We start from the raw sequence: 18,523 nt of genomic DNA, 5'->3' as shown, positions 1-18,523 counted from the left end.
ACGGCGCCGCGCTCATTGCCTTGCGGGGTTTCAACGTAGATAATCAACCCTGCCGCAGCCGGCATGTACCAGTGCCTGCGGTGTAGTACCGGCCGGTAGGTGCGCCCGAAGGGGTCCCGCACGCGGGCGCGCTCCAGCCGGATTTGACCGGAGAGCGGCAGTCGATCTCCTGCAGGTTGCGCAGGCGCGTTGTGACGCCCCCGACGTCCAGGGACCACGATCGGGGCCCGGTATCTGCGGCATGTTCAAGGACGAGTACTTCGAAAAGGTCCTGCAGGAGCTGGTCGCGGGTGCCGGGGTGGAAGCGCCGAAGCCGGTGCCGCTCGACGTGCACGTTCTGGGCGGCCTGCCACGCCTGGCTGAGCCAATGGAATTCCACGGGACCGAGTGCCGGTCCGAGAATCAGGCGGCGGTCCGGATCCATGACCAGGCCGTAATCGTTGCCCTTGCGGTCGATAATGCTCCTGGCCTCGCCGGCATATTCAAATGCCGCCAGCAGCTCCCGTTCAGACCAGCGATGGCCAAAATCTCCGGTGTCATCGACAGTGACGTAGTCCACCGTTCCATGACACCACCGGCGGGGCCGTTTCCGTGACGGTCTTAACGCTTTCCATACGCCGCACGGCGTGAAATTAGCGTTCTCTTAACGTGTAGCGCCCTCCGGGGACGTGCCGGCCGCAGGTGTTGGCACTGTGTCTGGAAAGGGATAACGTCACAGCCAGGAGGCCCGATTCAATGAAGGAGTCGCTGCCATGACCATTGTCGACAATGCGGTGTATGTGGCGGGCCGCCGGACGGCGGATCCGGAGGGCCTGGAGGAGACGTATTTCCTGCTGCGGCAGCGCCAGGGGATGGCATGGATCGGGCTGTACCGGCCGGATGCGCCTGAGCTTCGCTCGGTGGCTGACGAGTTTGATCTGAGCCCGCTGGCAGTCGAGGATGCCCTGACCGGACATCAGCGGGCGAAACTCGAGCACTACGGCGACACCCTCTTCATGGTCTTGCGCCCCGCCCGGTACCTCGACGATGTGGAAAAGGTGGAGTTCGGCGAGATCCACATCTTCATTGGTCCCGACTTCGTGGTCACCGTCCGCCACGCCGAGTCGCCGAACCTGGCCAAGGTCCGCCGGCGCATGGAGTCCCAGCCGGAGTTCCTCGCCCTCGGCCCCGATGCCGTGCTGTACGCCATCCTCGACCAGGTGGTGGACGAGTATGAGCCCGTGGCAGCCGGCCTCGAGAACGACATTGATGAAATCGAAGACGGCCTCTTCGGCGCAGACCCGGAGGTGTCCCGCCGGATTTACGAGCTCTCCCGCCAGGTCATCACCGTGCAGCGCGCCACGGGGCCCCTGGCCGGCATCCTGCAGGCGCTCATGGCGGGAACGCCTGACCACCATCCCGACCCGGAGTTGCAGGACCACCTCAGGGATGTCCTGGACCACGTCCTGCGGCTGAATGACCGGATCGCGTCTTTTCGGGCCCTGCTGCAGAATGCGCTCGCGGTCAATGCGGCGCTCGTGGCCCAGCGTCAGAACGATGAAATGCGCCGCCTCACCGAATCCAGCTTCGCCCAGAGCGAGCAGGTCAAAAGGATCTCATCCTGGGCGGCCATCCTCTTCGCACCAACGCTCATCGGCACGATCTACGGCATGAACTTCCGCACCATGCCTGAACTGGACTGGATCTTCGGTTATCCCATGGCCCTTGGGCTCATGGTGGGCATGGGTCTGATCCTGTACGCCACCTTCAAGCGCAACAACTGGATCTAGGCTCCGCCGTCAACGCCCAATTTGGGTGGGCAGGGAGCCGGAATGGCACGAGCTCCAAGGTTTTCTGGAGCCGACCGGCTAAAGATGGGTCTGTTCCTTCCTCAATGCGGCGGCAGTGCAGGTATCCGGGTCCGGGCATGCGTTTCAAAGGCATCCGGGTTGCCCCTCGGGATCTGCGCTTCGGGGGATGGCAGGCCTGTGGCCCCTTCGGCCACAGGCCTGCCTTCTTATCCGCATGACCGAAAATCTGGACGAGCCCCTCAAACGCAGGATTACGCCGGGTTTTCCCCAGGATCCGAAGCTTCACCGAAGGTTATGGACAGCTGGGGGACTTCCCGGGACGGCCGAAAATACACTGGAGCTAGTCAGATTCCGGCTTCCGCGTGCCGGTCCTTACGCCCGAAGGAACCCCAAAATTCGTGCCCTTCCTGCTCTCCGTCCCACCCTTGCATCGCTGCTGCTGACGGCCCTGGCCGTCACCTCCGCGGGAGCGGCCGCCGGCGCCGCATCGCCGGCCGCCGCGGACTCCGAGGCGGCAGCGCCCGCGGGCGCAACCGCCCGGTACCTGGTGCGGTACGCCGCCGGCACCGATGTCCCGTCCGAGGTGCGGAACCTGCGCTCCCGGAATATCGCCGTCGGACGCACCTTCTCGAAGGCGCTGCGCGGCGCGGTGGTGACGGCGACGCCAGCCCAGGCCGCTGAACTGAAGCGTTCGGCGCACGTGGCCGCCGTCGAGATCGATGCGCCGGTGACAGCCGCCGAGACCCAGCAGCCCGCACCGTGGGGACTGGACCGCATTGACCAGCGCGCCCTGCCGCTGTCCGGCTCCTTCACCTCGGCCGCTTCGGGTGCGGGGGTGAGCGCGTACGTGATCGACTCCGGCGTGCTGGCTGCGCACACGGAATTCGGCGGCCGCGTTGCCGCTGGATGGACTGCGGTGGCGGACGGCCTGGGAACGGGCGACTGCAACGGCCACGGCACGCACGTCGCCGGCACCATCGCCGGGAAGACCTACGGGGTGGCCAAGGCGGCCACCATTGTCCCTGTGCGCGTCCTGGACTGCGCCGGCTCCGGCTTCAACTCGGACGTGGTTGCAGGCCTGGAGTGGGTGGCCTCGCAGCACCAAGCCGGAACGCCGGCCGTCGCCAACCTGAGCCTCGGCAGCGTCGCCAGCGCAACGGTGGACGCGGCCGTGCAGGGCGTCGTCAACGACGGCGTCACCGCGGTCGTTGCCGCCGGAAACTCCGCCACCGACGCCTGCAACAGTTCCCCGGCCCGTGTGCCGGACGCCCTGACCGTCGCGGCGAGCGACTCCTCGGACAGGCAGGCGGCGTTCTCCAACTTCGGAAGCTGCGTTGACCTTTACGCCCCGGGCGTGGGCATCACGTCCGCAGGCTCCGGTTCGACGACGGCGACCGCCTCGATGAGCGGAACGTCCATGGCGTCTCCGCATGTGGCCGGCGCCGCTGCGGCAGTGCTGTCGAGGTCGCCGGAGCTCACGCCCGCCGCCGTGGCGTCAAAGCTGGTTTCCGCCTCCACCTCCGGCGCGGTCACGGCGTCCGGCGCCGGCACGCCGAACCGCCTGCTGTATTCGGACCCGTCCGCGGGAATCCTCACGGCTCCGGTGGTGACGGGCAACAGCCCGGCAGCCAATTCCGCCGGTGCCGCAGTGGCCGGCAACGTGACCGCCACGTTCAGCAGAAACGTCCAAGGCGTCAGCGGCTCCACCTTTGTCCTGAAGAACCCCGCCGGAACCACGGTCCCGGCTGCCGTCACCTACGACGCAGCAACGCGGACAGCGACGCTGAAACCTTCGTCGCTCCTGGCCGCATCCCAGAAGTACACGGCGACACTGACGGGAGGGACAGCCGCCATCCGTGACACCGCGGGCACGCCGCTGGTCACCACCGGCTGGAGCTTCACCGCGGCCGCGGCCCCCACGGTGACTTCCCGGGCGCCCGGCGCGAACACCACCGGCGTGGCCGCCGGAAGCAACGTCACGGCCACGTTCAGCAGTGCGGTCCAGGGCCTCAGCACCGGCACATTCGTACTGAAGGGCCCCAGCGGCGCGGCGGTCCCTGCGGCCGTGAGCTACAACGCCACCACCCGGACGGCCACGCTGGATCCGGCGGCCAACCTCGCCAACGACACCAAGTACACCGCCACCCTGACCGGCGGAGCGGCAGCCATCCGCGACGCCGCAGGCACCCCGCTGGCCACCACGAGCTGGACGTTCACCACCGGCCCGGCGCCGGTCATCACGGCCATGACCCCGCGACCGGGGGCCACGTTGGTGAGGCGCGCGAACAACGTCGCCGTGACATTCAGTGAGGCGGTCCAGGGCGCGGGCACCGGCACCATTACGCTGAAGGCCACGGCCACCGGCACGAAGTTAGCCGCCACCGTTTCACGTTACGGAACCACCAACCAGTGGATCCTCGACCCCTCCGCAACGCTGGCCGCCAGGACCAGCTACACCGTGACCGTCACCGGTGGCACGGCGGCCATCCGCGACCTCGCCGGGAACAGCCTGACCTCCTACAGCTGGACCTTCACCACCGGCGCTTTCTGAGGCAGGGAGCGTTCAGACAGAGGCCGGCGGCGGCACTTTCGCGCCGCCGTCGGCCTCTGTTTATGGATGTTTACCGTAATGATGAATCAGGCGCCGGACGATCCTTACCAGTGCCCATTGTCGACACGGATGCGAGCGGTGGGACTCTTGTCAAAATCGGTCGACCAGGAGGACCACTTGCCGTTGTCCTTGAACTGGATCTTGACCGTATGGAACACCTTTACGACCTTGTCGCCGCGGTGGGCGGACACTTTCTCGTCGTTGATGATGTATTTGGTCCCGCGGACCCATACAGAGTCGTCGACGTGGCCGATGCGCTTAACTTCCCACCGTCCCTTTTCCTGGAACATCTTTTGCTTGAAGTGAACGCGAGTGCCCTTGTCGCAGTGGATCTTGAACGCGAAATTCACGCGGACGGACTTGCCGTCATTCTTCCAACCGTTGCCCTTGTCAGCGTGCGGCTTGAAGGCCGTGACGCTACAGTTGTCCCGCTTGGAATTCTCTACAGCAGCCGAGGCCGGAGAAGCCATGGCGATTGGGCCGGCAAGCAGCCCCAGTGAAACTGTGGAAACCAACGCGACCTTGGCCGCTAGGCGGGACCGCGTTGGAGGAGTCATTGTCATTGTTGCTCCCGAGATTGTGTCTTCGGGCAGCCTTGGCCAATCACGTTGCGTTTGGCAGGCTTAGTCAGCCACTTCCGCCCGTTTTAAAGAAAGGCTCCCGTGATGTGCGGGAGACCTGGAGCCGGATTCGTTTTCAAGGCATGTCCTTGGATCCGGTATCTCACTATCTTACGCCTCGGGTCCGGTTCTGGGCGAGTTTTTCCACCGATTTTGGTTGCACGAAGCCACTTCGGCGCAGCGGAGGACGGCCGACGGCGGCGGGAACCGCCGTCGGCCGTCCTCCGGCCTGTCGGGCTACTTCCGGAGGAAGCCGAGCAGGGCCTCGTTGACTTCGGCGGCGTGCGTCCAGAGCAGGCCGTGCGGGGCGCCGTCGATCTCCACGTAGCCCGCATCCGGAAGGGCCTTGCTGAATTCCCGGCCCGTGGCGTCGATCGGCAGGATGTTGTCCGCCGTGCCGTGGACGATCAGCGAGGGGACGTTGATCTTGGGAATGTCGGCGCGGAAATCGGTGATCCAGGTGGGCTGGGCGGCCACCGAGGCAAAGGCGCCGGCGCCCGCGGCAAGGTTCCAGCTGGCCTGTACGGCTTCCTCACTGAGCCGGGGCGTTCCCAGGTAGGTGTCGCTGTTGTAGAAGTTCTTGAAGAACTCGGTGAAGAAGGCGTAGCGGTCCGCTTTGACCGCGTCGGCGAGGCCGTCGAACACAGACTGCGGCACGCCCGTGGGGTTGTCTCCGGTCTGCAGGAGGTACGGCTCCAGGGACCCGAGGAAGGCGGCCTTGGCCACGCGGGCCGAACCGAAGGTGGAGAGGTACCGGGCAACTTCTCCGGTCCCCATGGAGAACCCGACAAGCACGACGTCGCTCAGGTCAAGGGTGTTGAGGAGCGTATTGAGGTCGGCTGCGAAGGTGTCGTAGTCGTATCCGGTGGTCGGCTTGCTGGATTTCCCGAAGCCGCGGCGGTCGTAGGTGATGACGCGGTAGCCGGCTTCCAGCAGAGCGGCCGTCTGCTTCTCCCAGGAGGAACCGTCCAAGGGATAGCCGTGGATGAGGACGGCGGCCTGGCCGGTCCCGTGGTCTTCGTAGTAGAGCTCGATGTCGGTGCTGTTTTCCTGTCCAACGGTGATGTACGCCATGTAAGCAGTCCCTCCGGTCTCGTGAGAACGGTCGTCCTCTGGTGGTGATACCAACCTATCCGGATTGTCTGCCGGGCGGACCAGCCCGGCGGCAGGTTCCCCGCCGGAATGGCAGCGGCCGCAGGTGCGTTGTGGACGGCATGAAACGAATTGGCTTCCTGTCCTTCGGCCACTGGGGCCCCGTGCGGGGTTCACACACCAGGACGGCGCGTGACGCGCTGCTGCAGGGCATTGACCTGGCGGTGGCCGCCGAGGAGATCGGGATTGACGGCGCGTTCTTCAGGGTGCACCACTTTGCGCGCCAGCAGGCTTCGCCGTTCCCGCTGCTCGCTGCCGTCGCGGCGCGCACCAGCCGGATTGAAATGGGCACCGCGGTAGTGGACATGCGCTACGAGAACCCGCTGTACATGGCCGAGGAAGCCGCGGCGACGGACCTGATCAGCGGCGGCAGGCTCCAGCTCGGAATCAGCCGGGGCTCACCCGAACCCGCCAGGAACGGCGCGGCCGCTTTCGGGCACGTGCCGCGCGACGGGGAGACGGACGCGGACATGGCCCGCCGGCACGCCGAGGAATTCCGCCGGGCCGTGGCGGGGGCCGGCGTCGTGGAAGCTGATCCCCGGTACGCCGGCGGAGCCACCGGCCTGCTGCCCATCCAGCCCCGCTCGGAGGGTTTGGAGCGGCGGATCTGGTGGGGCGCCGGAACCCGAAGCACTGCCGTCTGGGCGGCCGAACAGGGCATGAACCTGATGAGCTCAACACTGCTGACCGAGGACACCGGAGTGCCGTTCGACCAGCTTCAGGCCGAGCAGATCCAGATGTTCCGGCAGGCCTGGAAGGCGGCCGGCCACAGCCACGAACCACGGGTTTCGGTCAGCCGCAGCGTCCTGCCCCTGACGGACGATGAGGACCGGCAGTACTTCGGGCTCAGCGCCCTCCGCGAGAGCCGGGACCAGGTGGGACCCCTCGACGGTGCCCTGTCCCGCTTCGGCAAGAGCTACATCGGCGAGCCCGACGTCGTCGCCGCAGGCCTCGCTGCCGACGCCGCTGTGCAGGCTGCTGACACCGTTCTGGTCACCGTCCCCAACCAGCTGGGAGTGGAGTACAACGCCAAACTACTGGGCAACATCGCCCGGTACGTCGCCCCGGCCCTCGGGTGGAAACCGGCGCTGGACGCGCCGGAGGCACGGCGCGGCTAGTTCCGGAGCCGCCGCCGGGCCAATGGTTTGTTGCGTCCGACGGGCGTAACCTACTGGCATCGTACGGTTCCTGCGAGCAGGGCGAGTTCCATGAAAAAGAATCAGTACGACGGCGGCGCCCACCGTGGACACCGGCGTCCCGCCCAGGAGCCGGGCACGGACGCTGCCCGGCGGGGCGATCCGCGAACTGTTGATCGGCGAACGTTGGACGGGGCGCCGTACCGGCTGGCCGCAATCCTGCTGTTTGCCGGCGTGGTGGTTTCCCTTGTAGCAGGCATCCTGCATCCGGAGGGGGCCAGTGCGAATGACCATGTGGCCTCATTCACTGAATACGCGGGCAGCGAACTCTGGATTGGCGTGCATCTGGGCCAGTTCACGGGCATGGCCATCCTCATCGCGGGCTTGCACGTGCTGGGGTCAGCGCTCGCCGGAATGCCCGGCCGGACGGCGTGGGCCGCCCGGCTCGGCAAGTTGGCGGCGGCTGCCGCCCTTGCACTCTACGGTTGCCTGCAGGCAGTGGACGGAGTGGCCCTCAAACATTCCGTGGATGCCTGGGCAGTTGCTGAGGGTGCCGAGAAAGCCATGCGCTTCGCCGCGGCGGAGGACATGCGCTGGCTTGAGTGGGGCGTGCGGAGCTACCAGAGCTTCGTGCTGGGCGCCGCCCTGGTCCTGTTCGGCGTAGCGGTGGGGACCGCACGGGGGATACCGCGTGCGGTCGGCTACCTCATGGGCCTGTCCGGGGTGGCGTATATCGTGCAGGGCTGGGTGATCGGGACGGAAGGATTTTCGAGCAGCAACACGGTGCCGACGCTCGCGGGCATTGTGCTCATCCTGATCTGGACCATCTGGCTGCTCGGAAGCTCCTGGCGCAGGTTCTAGCCAGACCGGGCAATAGGGACTCAATCCCGGGCGTGCAGCAGCGCTAGGCGCACAGGGTCCCGGCGTGCATAGACTGAAGCTCCGCGCCGCGGCTGGCCGCGTCAGTCCCAGCGGATGATCCGGTCTGCCCGGTGGCGGGTGGCCTCGATAATCCGGGCATTGGCTTCGTCGGACCCCGAGGCCCAGGCCTCGGCGGCGGGCCGGTCCATGCCGAAGAGCATGTGCCGTTCCACGAGGCGGGACAGGCGAAGCTCCCGGGGAGTGTCAACAAACCAGACCTCGTCCAGCTGGGACCTCACCTGCTGCCATTGGGGCCCGTCGGCGAGCAGGTAGTTTCCCTCGGTGATGATCAGCGGAACGGCGGCCGGCACGGCAATCGATGCGGCCACGGGCTCGTCGATGGAGCGGCGGAAGTCCGGCGCGTAGACAACTTCCTCGTCCCGCTGCGCGAGCCGCCGCAGCAGCGAGAGATAACCGCCGGCGTCGAACGTGTCCGGAGCGCCCTTGCGCTGCTTCAGCGGGGTGCCGTCAATGATGGCATTGCCCAGATGGAACCCGTCCATGGGGACCACGAGGGCCGATCCGGGACCCAGCGCTTCCGCCAGGCAGGCAGAGAAGGTGGACTTTCCGGAGCCCGGTGCGCCGGCCACGCCGAGGAGAACCCGATGCCCTGCGGCCAGTTTGCTGCGCAGCCCGGCGACGGCCTGCTGTATGTCCGGGGATTCGAAGGCCCGGACCGCCAAGGGCCGGACGTTGCGCACTGTCATGGAAGCATCCTAGGCCAGTGCGCCGCGCATGCTCCGCGTGTGTTCAGTCCAGCGGAATGGTGACGGTGACGGCGGTGCCCGTGCCGGGCGCTGAGTCGATGGCCACTGTCCCGCCGGCGTCCTGCACCGCGACGGACATGGTGCGGAGCCCGGCACTCTGGCCTCCACTGCAGGCAGGCTTATGGGCGGACGGCACCGCCGCCGGGCCGGTGCCCTCGAAGCCCGTGCCGTTGTCGGCGACGGTCAGGCGGATCCCGTGGAAAACGGCGGCGAGACGGACTGTGACATCGGTGGCATCCCCGCGCTTGAACGTGTTGCTCAGGGCCTCCTGCGCGGTCCGGTACAGCAGCGAGGCGCAGCTGGACGAGATCTCGAGTCCGTGGTGGGGCGTCTCCCAGTGAACGCACATTCCCTGGCGGCGCAACGGTGCCGTCAGCCTGTCGATGCATCCGGCCAGCCCCAGCCGGTGGAAGTCCACGGGCTGCGGATCCGTGATGACGCCACCGACGTCGGTGACCGCTTCGAGAGTTGCTGCCGTAGTCATGGTGCCCCACGCTTCCTAGCTGCACTTGCCTGCTATCCCCTGGGAGGATCTCTCCACGGGCTGATGCATTTAAGAGTGGCGCGGGCGGATCAGCCTTGCCGCGGCTTTTCCTCAGGATCCGATCAAGTTTCCCGAAGGCGAGCCTTCCCGGCTGCGCCGTTTGCTAGGTTGCTAGGCCGGAGACGAGGGCTGAAGCGCTTGCCGCGGGTACATGACGGCGTCGGCTGCGTCCAGGACTTCCAGCGCAGTCATGTGCGCCGCTTCGGCCACCTCGCGGATCGGCTTGCCGTGGGTCACGGCTGCCGCCACCGCGGTTTGCAGGCTTATCGCCGCAGGCTCGTGCTCTGCGCTGGCGGACTCCAACGTCGCCACGGCTTCCTCCACCGCACGGATGTCGTCATCGTCCATCGCTTTACTCCCATCTCTGCTCCATTGCAGTAACGCCAGCTACGCCGGGGGGACTGCTTATCCCGAGGCGTGCGTCGTGTTGATAGATAGAATAGGACAGACAAGTCTGTCTCTGCCAGTCCCAAGGTAGACTGTTTCCTTGATGAGTGCACCTGATTCAACCGGGGACGCCTTGCTGCCTAATGAGGTGCGGACCGGTCATAGCGAACCAGTGGACCGGATACTGGCCACTGCCTACGAGCTGTTCTCCCGCCGCGGTGTCCGCGACGTCGGGATTAACGAGCTGATAGATCGTTCCGGTGTGGCCAAATCGACCTTCTACCGTCACTTTCCCTCCAAGGATGCGCTGGTTCTTGCCTTCCTGGCGGTACGCGACCAGGTGTGGACGGTCGACCTCATCATTTCGGAAGCAAGGCGCCGCGGAAATACGCCCGAGGAACGGCTGCTGGCCGTTTTCGACGTGTTCGGAGACTGGTTTCAGCGCGACGATTTCGAAGCCTGCACGTTCATCAATGTCCTCCTTGAAATGGGGCCGGAGCATCCGCTCGGGGAGGCCAGCATCGGCTACCTCGCCAGGATCCGCGGGCACATCACGGCGCTCGCTGAAGAAGCCGGCCTCCAGCGCACCGACGACTTTGCCCGGTCCTGGCACATCCTGATGAAGGGCTCGATCATCTCGGCCACGGAAGGTGATTTCCTGGCGTCCAAGCGGGCCCAGCAGATGGCCGGCTGGCTGATCGACCACCACCGGAACTAGGGCCGCGGCCGGCATTGGCCGGCGGCTAATCATCCTCCCCGCCTTTGCCTTTGCCCTTGTTGGAACCGCTGTCCCGGCCTCCGCCGGCAGGCCGCGTGCTCACGGCGGACCCGGGCCCCGTGGCCGGGGCCTGATTGACGACGGCGGATTGTGCGGCTGAGGCCTCGGCGGCGGCTTTGGCTGCTGCCTCCTTGGCCGCTGAGGCTTTCGCAGCAGCCGCCCGTTCTGCCTCGGCTTTGGCTGCCGCAGCCTTTGTTGCCTGGGCCGCCAGGAGATCGGCGCGCACCGCCTCCACCGCCTTCATGATGCTGTAGTGGCGCTTGAAAGACACCTAGCCGTTGGCCGCGGCGGCGGTCAGGCGCCCGACGAGCCCATCGAGGGACCGCAGCCCCGTGGCGGGGTCCTCCGCGGCCGCCGCCCTGCTGACCGCCAGAACCTGCGACTGCAGCTCTTTGCCGGTCCCTGAATCCAAATCCGGGGCCGAAGGGGCGCAGCCTGCCAGTGCAGCGGCGAGGCTTCCGGCAAAAGCCATCAAGCCGATTCCGCGCGGACTGCCCGCCTTGCCGCCTAGTAACTCCAATGTTCCTCCAAGCCTTCACCGAATGACGCAGGGTCACCACTGTCAGGTGCCAGTGCCGCTGTCCTGCGACGCCAACCCGTAGATCATAAGCATACTTATCTTCAATCGGGGAGTCGCAGCAGGCCCGTTCGCGAATCGGGGCATTCCGGCGACTGGCGGCCCGGGCTCCGGCCCCCGGCGGCATGTTCGCTCAGGTCGTCGGAGGCCTCTGCCGGGGCGAAACCGGGCACTGCAGACAGCGGCAGCAGTGCGTTCTCCCGCAGATGGCACAGGAGTGCCTGTTCGGGGCATCCCGGGTGGGCGACAAGATGGCGCAGCAGGCGCAGCCGTACCTCGGACCCCGGATCGGTGGCCGCAAGGATATCGAGGATGAGCTCGACCACCTGGTGGCGCATCACTGTCCGTTCAGTGACGCCCAACGAAGCGAAGAACGCAGAGGGGCTCTTGAAGGCATCAGCGTCGAATCCGTCAGCATCGAATCCGTCAAGCGCGAGTGCTCGGAGGGCCGGGGCGCCTGCGTGCAATTCAGGTTCCTCCCGGCCCCGGAATCTAGCCGTCATCGCGGCCGCCTTGGTGACCGCTACGGCCGCCTTCGGACTTCCCGCCCCGCCCGCGGCCCCTGGAACCGCCGTCGTCGTCCGCGGCATCCTGACTGCTGATCCGCGCCGGGACGGCGGGCACGAACACTGTGATCCTGTCCACGGATCCGGCTGCGTCCAGGAGCGGCGGTGACGCTGGCGCGGGTGTCCGATCGGAGGCGGGGGCCGCCGCACGAGTGACCGCGGGGTTCGTCGCGGGGTCCTTCGCGGGGTGCTTCGCCGTGGTCGTCGCGGTGGTTTCGGCGGTGCTCTGAGCGGCAGCTGCGCTGGGAATCTCTGCCGCCCGGACGTCCGCTGCCAGGTCGGGGCCTGCGCCATCCCGCACCACCACGCCCGGGCCCTGGATGTGGGCCGGTTCCGCCACCGCCTGGCTCCAAACGTTGAGCCCTGCGAGTGTAACCAATGGAAGACCAAGGAGTAACAACTTCTTCATCGGGGCTCCTTTATCGAATGGCTCGAATGACTGGATGCCGCCAGTATCCCGTGCGTCTCCTGTGAAAACCTCGGTTGGCGAGCCCCTCGATCCGGTGAGGGAGGTGAGTAATGGGGGGCCGGGGCGACGGATGGGCCCCCGCACCCCCCGTGAGCAGGGTTTCCACCAGAAACTTCCGGGATTTTCATAGTGAAATCCACCGGAACCGCGGTTGCCTTCACGGCCTTAACAACGTGGTGGCGGGGGCGTAGTTTTGGTGGTGTTGGAACCCATCCCCGGCCCCGGGCGAATCGGCCAAAAGGGCCGGAAGCAAACAGGAGGTAACAGCGATGACCAACATTCTTCGCCGCGCGGGCGTCGATATTCCGGAGCCTTTCCGGCGCTTCCTGGAAGGCGATCTGGACACCTGGCTCCGCGTGGAGGAATACCGTGATGCCGGGTTCCTGGTGGTCAAAGCCGAGGTCCCGGGCATCGATCCGGACCGGGACGTTGACATCACCTTGGCAGGCAACCAGCTGCAGATCAGCGTGCGGCGCGAAGAACGCTCCGAGCACAAGGACAAGGAAGGCTACCGCTCCGAGTTCCGGTATGGCACCTTTACCCGCACTGTGAGCCTTCCCGCTCCCGTAAACCAGGCCGACATCCGCGCTTCCTACACGGACGGCATCCTCGAAGTCCGCGTCCCGCTGCCTGAGGAATCCGCCGCCGGATCAAGGAAGATCCACGTCTCCCGCGGATCGGAGTTCTCCGGGGCGGCCGGTCAGCAGGCATCCGGTCAGCAGGGATCCGGTCAACAGGCGCCCGCCGGGCCGTACTAAACCCGCTCAGCAATAATCCCGCTGAGCGGGCGTTTATCCCTCGTAATGGGTCTTCGCCGGGCCCTGACCCAGCGCAGCGACGATCGCCGCGGCCACGCTGTGCAGCTTGGTGTTGCGGGCACTGGATGCTGCCTTCAGCAGCTCGAATGCCTCCTGCTGGCTGCACCTGTTCTGCGCCATGATGACCCCCACGGCGACGTCGATCACCGTTCGTGTCTCCAGGGTGGCCTTGAGGTTCGCCGCGGCGTCACTGTAGTGGGCGAAACGGACAGCAAGACGCAATGCCATCGAAGTCTGGCTGACAAAATCCTCGGCCAGTTCCAGGACACGCCCCTCGAAGCGGCCCGGCCTGTGCGAGTAGAGATTCAGGGCTGCCCGCGTGTCGCCTTCGAGCTGAAACGGAATGGCCAGGATGGACCGGACGCCGTGGCCCAGGACCTCGCCTGAATATTGGGGCCAGCTTTCGGTTTCTTCAAGGTCCGTGATGTGGACGGTCACCTGCTCCCGCGATGCCGTCATGCAGGGGCCGTCACCGAAGTCGTACTGGATCTCGTCCATGGCCTGGGCCTCGGGGCTGCTGCTGGCCACTGTGGCGGCCTTCCGGTGCCGCAGCAGCGTGATTCCACAGAGGACTTCGTCGCCTGGTTCGGACAGGCTGCGGGCGGAAACCCGGGCAAGCTCGTGGAGGAATTCCTCCACATCGGCGCTGGCAAGCACCTTTTCGTTCAGGTGCTCCGTAATGGACGTTTCAGATTTTGCGGTCGACTCGCTGGCCACGATTCCCGGTACCGTTTCGCTCAGGTCAAGACGAGCCGGCAGACGCAGCGCAGATTGCCCGGAACCGGGACGGGTAGCGGCAGCAAAGGCCGGATCGAACAACTATCCAACGGCCTTCTGCTAAACCGTACCGAGAAATTATATACATCTGATCGGGGGCATTATGACAGCAAGTCCGGACAATGAACATGGCTGGCTTGCCGCCCGTCCAGCCCGGGTGGCTGCGGTTTTCCTAGGACTCAGAGGGCCTGCCAAAAGGGCTGTGCAGCGGGGCCGCCGCCCCTAGGCTGGGTAAGGATGTTGACCGGCGGAGCCTGCCATGGCGCGCCCACCGTGCGCTGAACAGGCGCGCTGCCAAACCAACCAGAGGAGACCACCATGAGGATTGCCGTAACCGGCGGGAGCGGAAAGCTTGGACGCCACGTGGTCCGCAGGCTGGTTGAGGACGGCCACGCCGTCCTCAACCTGGACCGGGCAGGGGAGAGGAGCGCTCAACTGGCGGTCGTGGACCTGCGCAACTACGGCCAGGTCCTGGATGTCGTCTTGGGCCTGGACGACAGGCACCAGGGCTTCGACGCGATCGTCCACCTGGGCGCTATCCCGGCTCCGGGCCTATTTCCGGACGCCGCTACGTTCGAGAACAACATGCTCTCCACGTACAACGTGTTTCAGGCGGCCCGCAGGGCCGGCATCAAGAAAATCGTGTACGCCTCCAGTGAGACGGTGCTGGGACTTCCGTTCGACGTCGACCCTCCATACATCCCGGTGGACGAGGAATACCCGGCGCGGCCGGAAAGCACGTACTCCCTCGTGAAACACCTGGAGGAACAGATGGCGATCGAGATGACGCGGTGGGATCCCGAGCTCAGTATTACCGGCCTGCGGTTCTCCAATGTCATGGATGCCGGGGACTACGAGGACTTCCCGTCCTTCGATGCTGACGCGTCCCTGCGTAAATGGAACCTCTGGGGCTACATCGACGGACGCGACGGTGCCCAGGCGGTGGCGCGTGCCCTGGAGAACGGCAAGCCCGGATTTGAGGCCTTCATCATCGCCAATGAAGACACCGTGATGAGCCGCTCCAGCGCCAGCCTGGCCGCCGAGGTGTTCCCCAACGTCAAGGTGACCAAGGAACTGGGTGAGCACGAGACCATGCTTTCCATCGACAAGGCCAGGCGGCTCCTCGGATTCGCCCCCGAGCACAGCTGGCGGACCTACCACTCGAACCGCACCACCCCCACCGAAGACTGACCTGGCGACTGAGCACCCCCAAGACTGACCCCGAAAATCGACCCCAACGACTGAGGAGAACCATGCAATACCGCACCCTGGGCAACAGCGGCGCCGTCGTGTCCAACTACGCGCTGGGCACCATGACGTTCGGCGCCGAGGCCACCGAGGAAGCCTCCTTCGCCATCCTGGATGACTACGTGGCCGCGGGCGGCAACCTGATCGATACCGCCGACGTGTACAGCGCGGGTGTTTCGGAGGAAATCATCGGCCGCTGGCTGGCGAAGCGGCCCGAAGCCAGGGACCAGGTGGTCCTGGCCACCAAGGGCCGCTTCCCGATGGGGAAGGGCCCCAACGATCTCGGCACCTCCCGCCGCCACCTCACCAAGTCCCTCGACGATTCGCTGCGGAGGCTCGGCGTGGAGCAGGTGGACCTCTACCAGATGCACTCCTGGGACCCCGTCACCCCGCTGGAGGAGACCCTGCGCTTCCTCACCGACGCGGTCAGCAGCGGAAAGATCGCGTACTACGGTTTCTCGAACTTCCTGGGCTGGCAGCTGACCAAGGCCGTCCATCTCGCGAAGGCGCACGGGTGGAGCCCGCCGGTGACCCTGCAGCCGCAGTACAGCCTACTGGTGCGCGAGATCGAGTCGGAGATCGTGCCCGCGTCGCTGGATGCGGGCATCGGGCTGCTGCCGTGGTCGCCGCTGGGCGGCGGCTGGCTGTCCGGCAAGTACAAGCGGGACGAGCCGCCGGCCGGTGCCACCCGCCTGGGCGAAAACCCCGCGCGGGGCATGGAGGCCTGGCAGGCCAGGAACGACGACGACCGCACCTGGCAGGTGATCGGCGCCGTCGAGAAGATCGCCGCGGACCACGGAGTGACGGCCTCGCAGGTTGCCCTGGCGTGGCTCGCCGACCGGCCGGCCGTCACGTCCGTCATCCTGGGTGCCCGGACCACGGAGCAGCTGGCGGATAACCTGGCCGCGGCGGACCTCGAGCTGACCCCGGAGGAAACTGAGCGGCTCACCGAAGCCAGCCAGCCGCGTGTCGGGGTCTATCCGTACGGGCCGATGGCGCAGGAGCAGCGCAGCAGGAAGATCGCCGGCGGCCGCTAGCCAAGGCCACCCGGCGCGAACGGACACTTGAGGCCCTTCCGAGGGCCGACCCCGGGCCCCAAGTGTCCGTTCGCGCTTTCGGGAGGGGGCTTAAGTGTCCGTTCGCGCGGAACTGTCCTCGTAGGTCTTGGACCAGATGTCGCCCATTTCCTCGGTGGACTGCTCCACGATCCGGCTCATCGCCGCGTGGGCCGCCTCGGCTTCGCCTCGCTGGACGGCGCTGGCCACGTCCACATGCAGCTGGAGTGCCTCGTGGTGCGGAAGGTGCGGCATCAGGCCGTGTTCGGTGCGGCCGGTGAGGACTTCCGTGACCAGGTTGTGCAGCTGCGAGAACATCGGGTTGCCGGAGGCCTTGAGCACGGCGGCGTGGAAATCGATGTCCAGGAGCAGGAACTGTTCATGATTTCCTCCTTGGCCCGCCGCCCACAGCCGCGCCGCCTGGGAGACCAGATCGCTCCCGGCGTCCAGTGAAATCCGGTTCGCAGCCAGCCGGGCAGCCTGCGGTTCGATCGCGCCGCGGAGCTCGTTCAGCGCACGCAGCTGGTCAAGCCGCCCCGAGGAAGCGAGGCGCCAGCGGATGACCTGCGGATCGTAGAGATTCCAGCAGTCCTCTTCCTGGACCACCGTTCCGAGGCGCCTCCGGGACTCGAGCATCCCCATGGAGCAGAGCACCCGCGCGGCCTCCCGCACCACGGACCGGGAAACGCTGTGCTGGGCTTCCAGTTCGTCGAGCCTGAGGATGCTGTTCGGTGCCAGCGTGCCGTCGGCTATCGCAAGGCCGAGCCGATGCAGAAGTGATGCGTGCAGGTTCGCAGTGGGCTCCGCCTTTGGAGATTTCATAAATAAATCATACGGGTGGGGCGCAGGGGGTTGTTTAAGTCTGCTTTATTTACCTATGATCGCTTCCAGAGCAGATGCAAAGATGCGTTTGCGGGCGGCCGGGCATGATCCGGCCATGATTTTTAGGAGTCGTAATGAAGCGACGTTCAGTAGTGAAGTATGCGGCCGTCGCCGCGGCCCTCTCACTCGGGCTGACCGCCTGCGGAGGTGGAAGCAGCGAGTCCAAGGGTTCGGAAACCGTCCGGGTCACCCTTGCCAACCACGTCTGGACCGAGGGCATCAAGGCAGCGATTCCGGAGTTCGAAAAGTCCACCGGACTGAAGGTGGAGCTCACCCAGCTCGGCGAAGACCAGCTCTCCGACCAGTACAACGTCAAGCTCAACGCGGGCAGCGACGAAATCGACGTCATGATGTACCGCCCGCTCCAGGAGGGCAAGGCGTTTGCCCGCAACGGCTACCTCGCCGACCTGACCAGCAAAGTGGCAGAAGATGCCGACTGGAACTGGAAGGACTACCAGGACGGCCCCGTCAAGGCCACCTCGTATGAGGACAAGGTGACGGGCGTTCCCATCATCACCGAACGCGAAGTGCTCTACTACCGCAAGGACCTGCTGAAGGCCGCGGGCATCGAAGTTCCCAAGACCATGGAGGAGCTCGAGGCCGCTGCCAAGAAGATTTCCTCTGCGGACACCGCAGGGTTCGTTGCCCGCACCGGCAAGTCGGCAGCCGTCACCCAGTTCTCCAGCTTCCTGTACAGCTTCGGCGGCGACTTCACCGACGAAAGCGGCAAGTCCGCCGTCGGCAGCGACGAAGCCAAGAAGGCCTACGCCTTCTACGGCGGCCTCATCAAGAACTACGGCCCCAAGAACGTCAGCACGGACATGAGCTGGCCCGAGGCCATGGCAATCTTCACCCAGGGCAAGGCCGCCTTCTACACCGAGGCCGATTCCCTCTACAAGAACGCCACGGATCCGGCCAAGTCCAAGGTGGCTGACACCGTGGGCTTCGCGCCGCTGCCGGCCGGCCCCGCCGGTTCCAAGCCGTACAACATCCCGTCCTGGGGCCTCGCGGTCAACGAGGCGTCGGCCAACCAGGACAACGCGTGGAAATTCATCAAGTGGGCCACCAGCAAGGAGCGCACCCTGGAGGCGCAGAAGGCCGGCGTCCCCGGGCCGCGCGCCTCGGTCTGGTCAGATCCCGCCGGAACCTCCACCTACCCGAAGGACCTCGCCGCCGCCATCGCGGTGAGCGCTGAAAACGGCGTCGGCCACGACCGCCCGCAGGTCCTCACCGTGGGCAAGGCCCGCGAAATCGTGGGCGGCCCCATCGTCGCCTCCATCACCGGTGCCGATGCGTCTGCAGCAGCTGACACGGCCCACACCGCGTTCCAGAAGTTCCTGGACGACGAAAAGTAAGTAACTAAAGCGCGACGGCGGGACACCCGCCAGGCTGTTGTCCCGCCGTCGTCCGCTGAAGATTTCACCC

21 protein-coding genes are annotated in these 18,523 nt (G+C 66.1%); 9 read left to right on the top strand and 12 right to left on the bottom strand.

The features are described from left to right. Positions 1 to 43: 43 nt before the first annotated feature. Positions 44 to 559, bottom strand: coding sequence for a hypothetical protein (locus J7I89_RS10865; protein WP_214969893.1), 516 nt, complete (start codon positions 557 to 559; stop codon positions 44 to 46). A gap of 193 nt (positions 560 to 752) precedes the next feature. Between J7I89_RS10865 and J7I89_RS10860 the strand changes: the two genes are divergently transcribed. Both J7I89_RS10860 and J7I89_RS10855 read left to right on the top strand, forming a co-directional pair. Then, positions 753 to 1,769, top strand: a complete 1,017-nt coding sequence (locus J7I89_RS10860; RefSeq protein ID WP_214969890.1) for a magnesium and cobalt transport protein CorA — start codon at positions 753 to 755, stop codon at positions 1,767 to 1,769. A 235-nt stretch (positions 1,770 to 2,004) separates the two neighbouring features. Next, a complete protein-coding gene (locus J7I89_RS10855) occupies positions 2,005 to 4,341 on the top strand; it encodes an Ig-like domain-containing protein (protein WP_251045163.1) in 2,337 nt (778 codons plus the stop codon). Between the two features lie 104 nt (positions 4,342 to 4,445). Here the strand turns inward: J7I89_RS10855 and J7I89_RS10850 are convergent, their stop codons facing one another. Next, positions 4,446 to 4,958: a hypothetical protein gene (locus J7I89_RS10850; RefSeq protein ID WP_214969888.1), complete on the bottom strand. Its 513-nt coding sequence runs from the start codon at positions 4,956 to 4,958 to the stop codon at positions 4,446 to 4,448. 300 nt (positions 4,959 to 5,258) lie between these two features. After that, the gene (locus J7I89_RS10845) at positions 5,259 to 6,095 is read right to left on the bottom strand and encodes an alpha/beta fold hydrolase (RefSeq protein ID WP_214969886.1); all 837 of its coding nucleotides are present in this window, start codon (positions 6,093 to 6,095) and stop codon (positions 5,259 to 5,261) included. A gap of 140 nt (positions 6,096 to 6,235) precedes the next feature. Here J7I89_RS10845 and J7I89_RS10840 point away from each other — a divergent pair, with 140 nt between their 5' ends. Beyond that, positions 6,236 to 7,291 carry an LLM class flavin-dependent oxidoreductase gene (locus J7I89_RS10840; RefSeq protein ID WP_214969884.1) on the top strand — a complete coding sequence of 352 codons (1,056 nt, stop codon included), beginning with the start codon at positions 6,236 to 6,238 and terminating at the stop codon, positions 7,289 to 7,291. Between the two features lie 90 nt (positions 7,292 to 7,381). Further along, positions 7,382 to 8,170: a DUF4386 domain-containing protein gene (locus J7I89_RS10835; protein ID WP_251045162.1), complete on the top strand. Its 789-nt coding sequence runs from the start codon at positions 7,382 to 7,384 to the stop codon at positions 8,168 to 8,170. A gap of 101 nt (positions 8,171 to 8,271) precedes the next feature. On the opposite strand, the gene J7I89_RS10830 is transcribed toward J7I89_RS10835, so the two are convergent. The 3 genes from J7I89_RS10830 to J7I89_RS10820 form a co-directional block, all read right to left on the bottom strand. Beyond that, positions 8,272 to 8,937 (bottom strand): nucleoside/nucleotide kinase family protein, encoded by a 666-nt coding sequence (locus tag J7I89_RS10830; protein ID WP_214969882.1) that lies wholly within the window; start codon positions 8,935 to 8,937, stop codon positions 8,272 to 8,274. Positions 8,938 to 8,980: 43 nt separating this feature from the next. Continuing rightward, complete coding sequence (locus tag J7I89_RS10825; RefSeq protein WP_214969880.1) at positions 8,981 to 9,481, bottom strand: sensor histidine kinase; 501 nt, start codon at positions 9,479 to 9,481, stop codon at positions 8,981 to 8,983. A gap of 171 nt (positions 9,482 to 9,652) precedes the next feature. Further along, positions 9,653 to 9,889, bottom strand: coding sequence for a hypothetical protein (locus J7I89_RS10820; RefSeq protein ID WP_214969878.1), 237 nt, complete (start codon positions 9,887 to 9,889; stop codon positions 9,653 to 9,655). A 142-nt stretch (positions 9,890 to 10,031) separates the two neighbouring features. Between J7I89_RS10820 and J7I89_RS10815 the strand changes: the two genes are divergently transcribed. Then, positions 10,032 to 10,646 (top strand): TetR/AcrR family transcriptional regulator, encoded by a 615-nt coding sequence (locus J7I89_RS10815; protein ID WP_214970015.1) that lies wholly within the window; start codon positions 10,032 to 10,034, stop codon positions 10,644 to 10,646. A 25-nt stretch (positions 10,647 to 10,671) separates the two neighbouring features. Here J7I89_RS10815 and J7I89_RS10810 read toward each other — a convergent pair whose 3' ends face one another. The 4 genes from J7I89_RS10810 to J7I89_RS10795 form a co-directional block, all read right to left on the bottom strand. Next, positions 10,672 to 10,977: a hypothetical protein gene (locus tag J7I89_RS10810; protein ID WP_214969875.1), complete on the bottom strand. Its 306-nt coding sequence runs from the start codon at positions 10,975 to 10,977 to the stop codon at positions 10,672 to 10,674. Then, positions 10,978 to 11,178, bottom strand: a complete 201-nt coding sequence (locus J7I89_RS10805; RefSeq protein WP_214969873.1) for a hypothetical protein — start codon at positions 11,176 to 11,178, stop codon at positions 10,978 to 10,980. It abuts the gene before it with no gap. Between the two features lie 149 nt (positions 11,179 to 11,327). Then, positions 11,328 to 11,786 carry a hypothetical protein gene (locus J7I89_RS10800; RefSeq protein WP_214969870.1) on the bottom strand — a complete coding sequence of 153 codons (459 nt, stop codon included), beginning with the start codon at positions 11,784 to 11,786 and terminating at the stop codon, positions 11,328 to 11,330. After that, a complete protein-coding gene (locus J7I89_RS10795; RefSeq protein ID WP_214969867.1) occupies positions 11,776 to 12,258 on the bottom strand; it encodes a hypothetical protein in 483 nt (160 codons plus the stop codon). The genes J7I89_RS10800 and J7I89_RS10795 overlap by 11 nt, the downstream gene beginning before the upstream one ends. Positions 12,259 to 12,587: 329 nt before the next feature. Between J7I89_RS10795 and J7I89_RS10790 the strand changes: the two genes are divergently transcribed. Then, a complete protein-coding gene (locus J7I89_RS10790) occupies positions 12,588 to 13,076 on the top strand; it encodes an Hsp20/alpha crystallin family protein (RefSeq protein ID WP_214969864.1) in 489 nt (162 codons plus the stop codon). A 33-nt stretch (positions 13,077 to 13,109) separates the two neighbouring features. Here J7I89_RS10790 and J7I89_RS10785 read toward each other — a convergent pair whose 3' ends face one another. Then, positions 13,110 to 13,853: a GAF and ANTAR domain-containing protein gene (locus J7I89_RS10785; RefSeq protein WP_214969861.1), complete on the bottom strand. Its 744-nt coding sequence runs from the start codon at positions 13,851 to 13,853 to the stop codon at positions 13,110 to 13,112. A 378-nt stretch (positions 13,854 to 14,231) separates the two neighbouring features. Between J7I89_RS10785 and J7I89_RS10780 the strand changes: the two genes are divergently transcribed. Both J7I89_RS10780 and J7I89_RS10775 read left to right on the top strand, forming a co-directional pair. Then, positions 14,232 to 15,104, top strand: a complete 873-nt coding sequence (locus J7I89_RS10780; RefSeq protein ID WP_214969858.1) for an NAD(P)-dependent oxidoreductase — start codon at positions 14,232 to 14,234, stop codon at positions 15,102 to 15,104. 62 nt (positions 15,105 to 15,166) lie between these two features. Next, complete coding sequence (locus J7I89_RS10775; RefSeq protein ID WP_214969855.1) at positions 15,167 to 16,198, top strand: aldo/keto reductase; 1,032 nt, start codon at positions 15,167 to 15,169, stop codon at positions 16,196 to 16,198. A 90-nt stretch (positions 16,199 to 16,288) separates the two neighbouring features. Here J7I89_RS10775 and J7I89_RS10770 read toward each other — a convergent pair whose 3' ends face one another. Beyond that, positions 16,289 to 17,038: a FadR/GntR family transcriptional regulator gene (locus tag J7I89_RS10770; RefSeq protein ID WP_214969853.1), complete on the bottom strand. Its 750-nt coding sequence runs from the start codon at positions 17,036 to 17,038 to the stop codon at positions 16,289 to 16,291. A 134-nt stretch (positions 17,039 to 17,172) separates the two neighbouring features. On the opposite strand from J7I89_RS10770, the gene J7I89_RS10765 reads away from it, so the two are divergent. After that, the gene (locus J7I89_RS10765; RefSeq protein ID WP_214969851.1) at positions 17,173 to 18,453 is read left to right on the top strand and encodes an ABC transporter substrate-binding protein; all 1,281 of its coding nucleotides are present in this window, start codon (positions 17,173 to 17,175) and stop codon (positions 18,451 to 18,453) included. Positions 18,454 to 18,523 lie beyond the last annotated feature (70 nt).

Source organism: Arthrobacter sp. ISL-5, from assembly GCF_018613835.1.
Taxonomy (GTDB): Bacteria; Actinomycetota; Actinomycetes; order Actinomycetales; family Micrococcaceae; genus Arthrobacter.
This window is presented reverse-complemented; position numbering and strand designations above follow the sequence as displayed.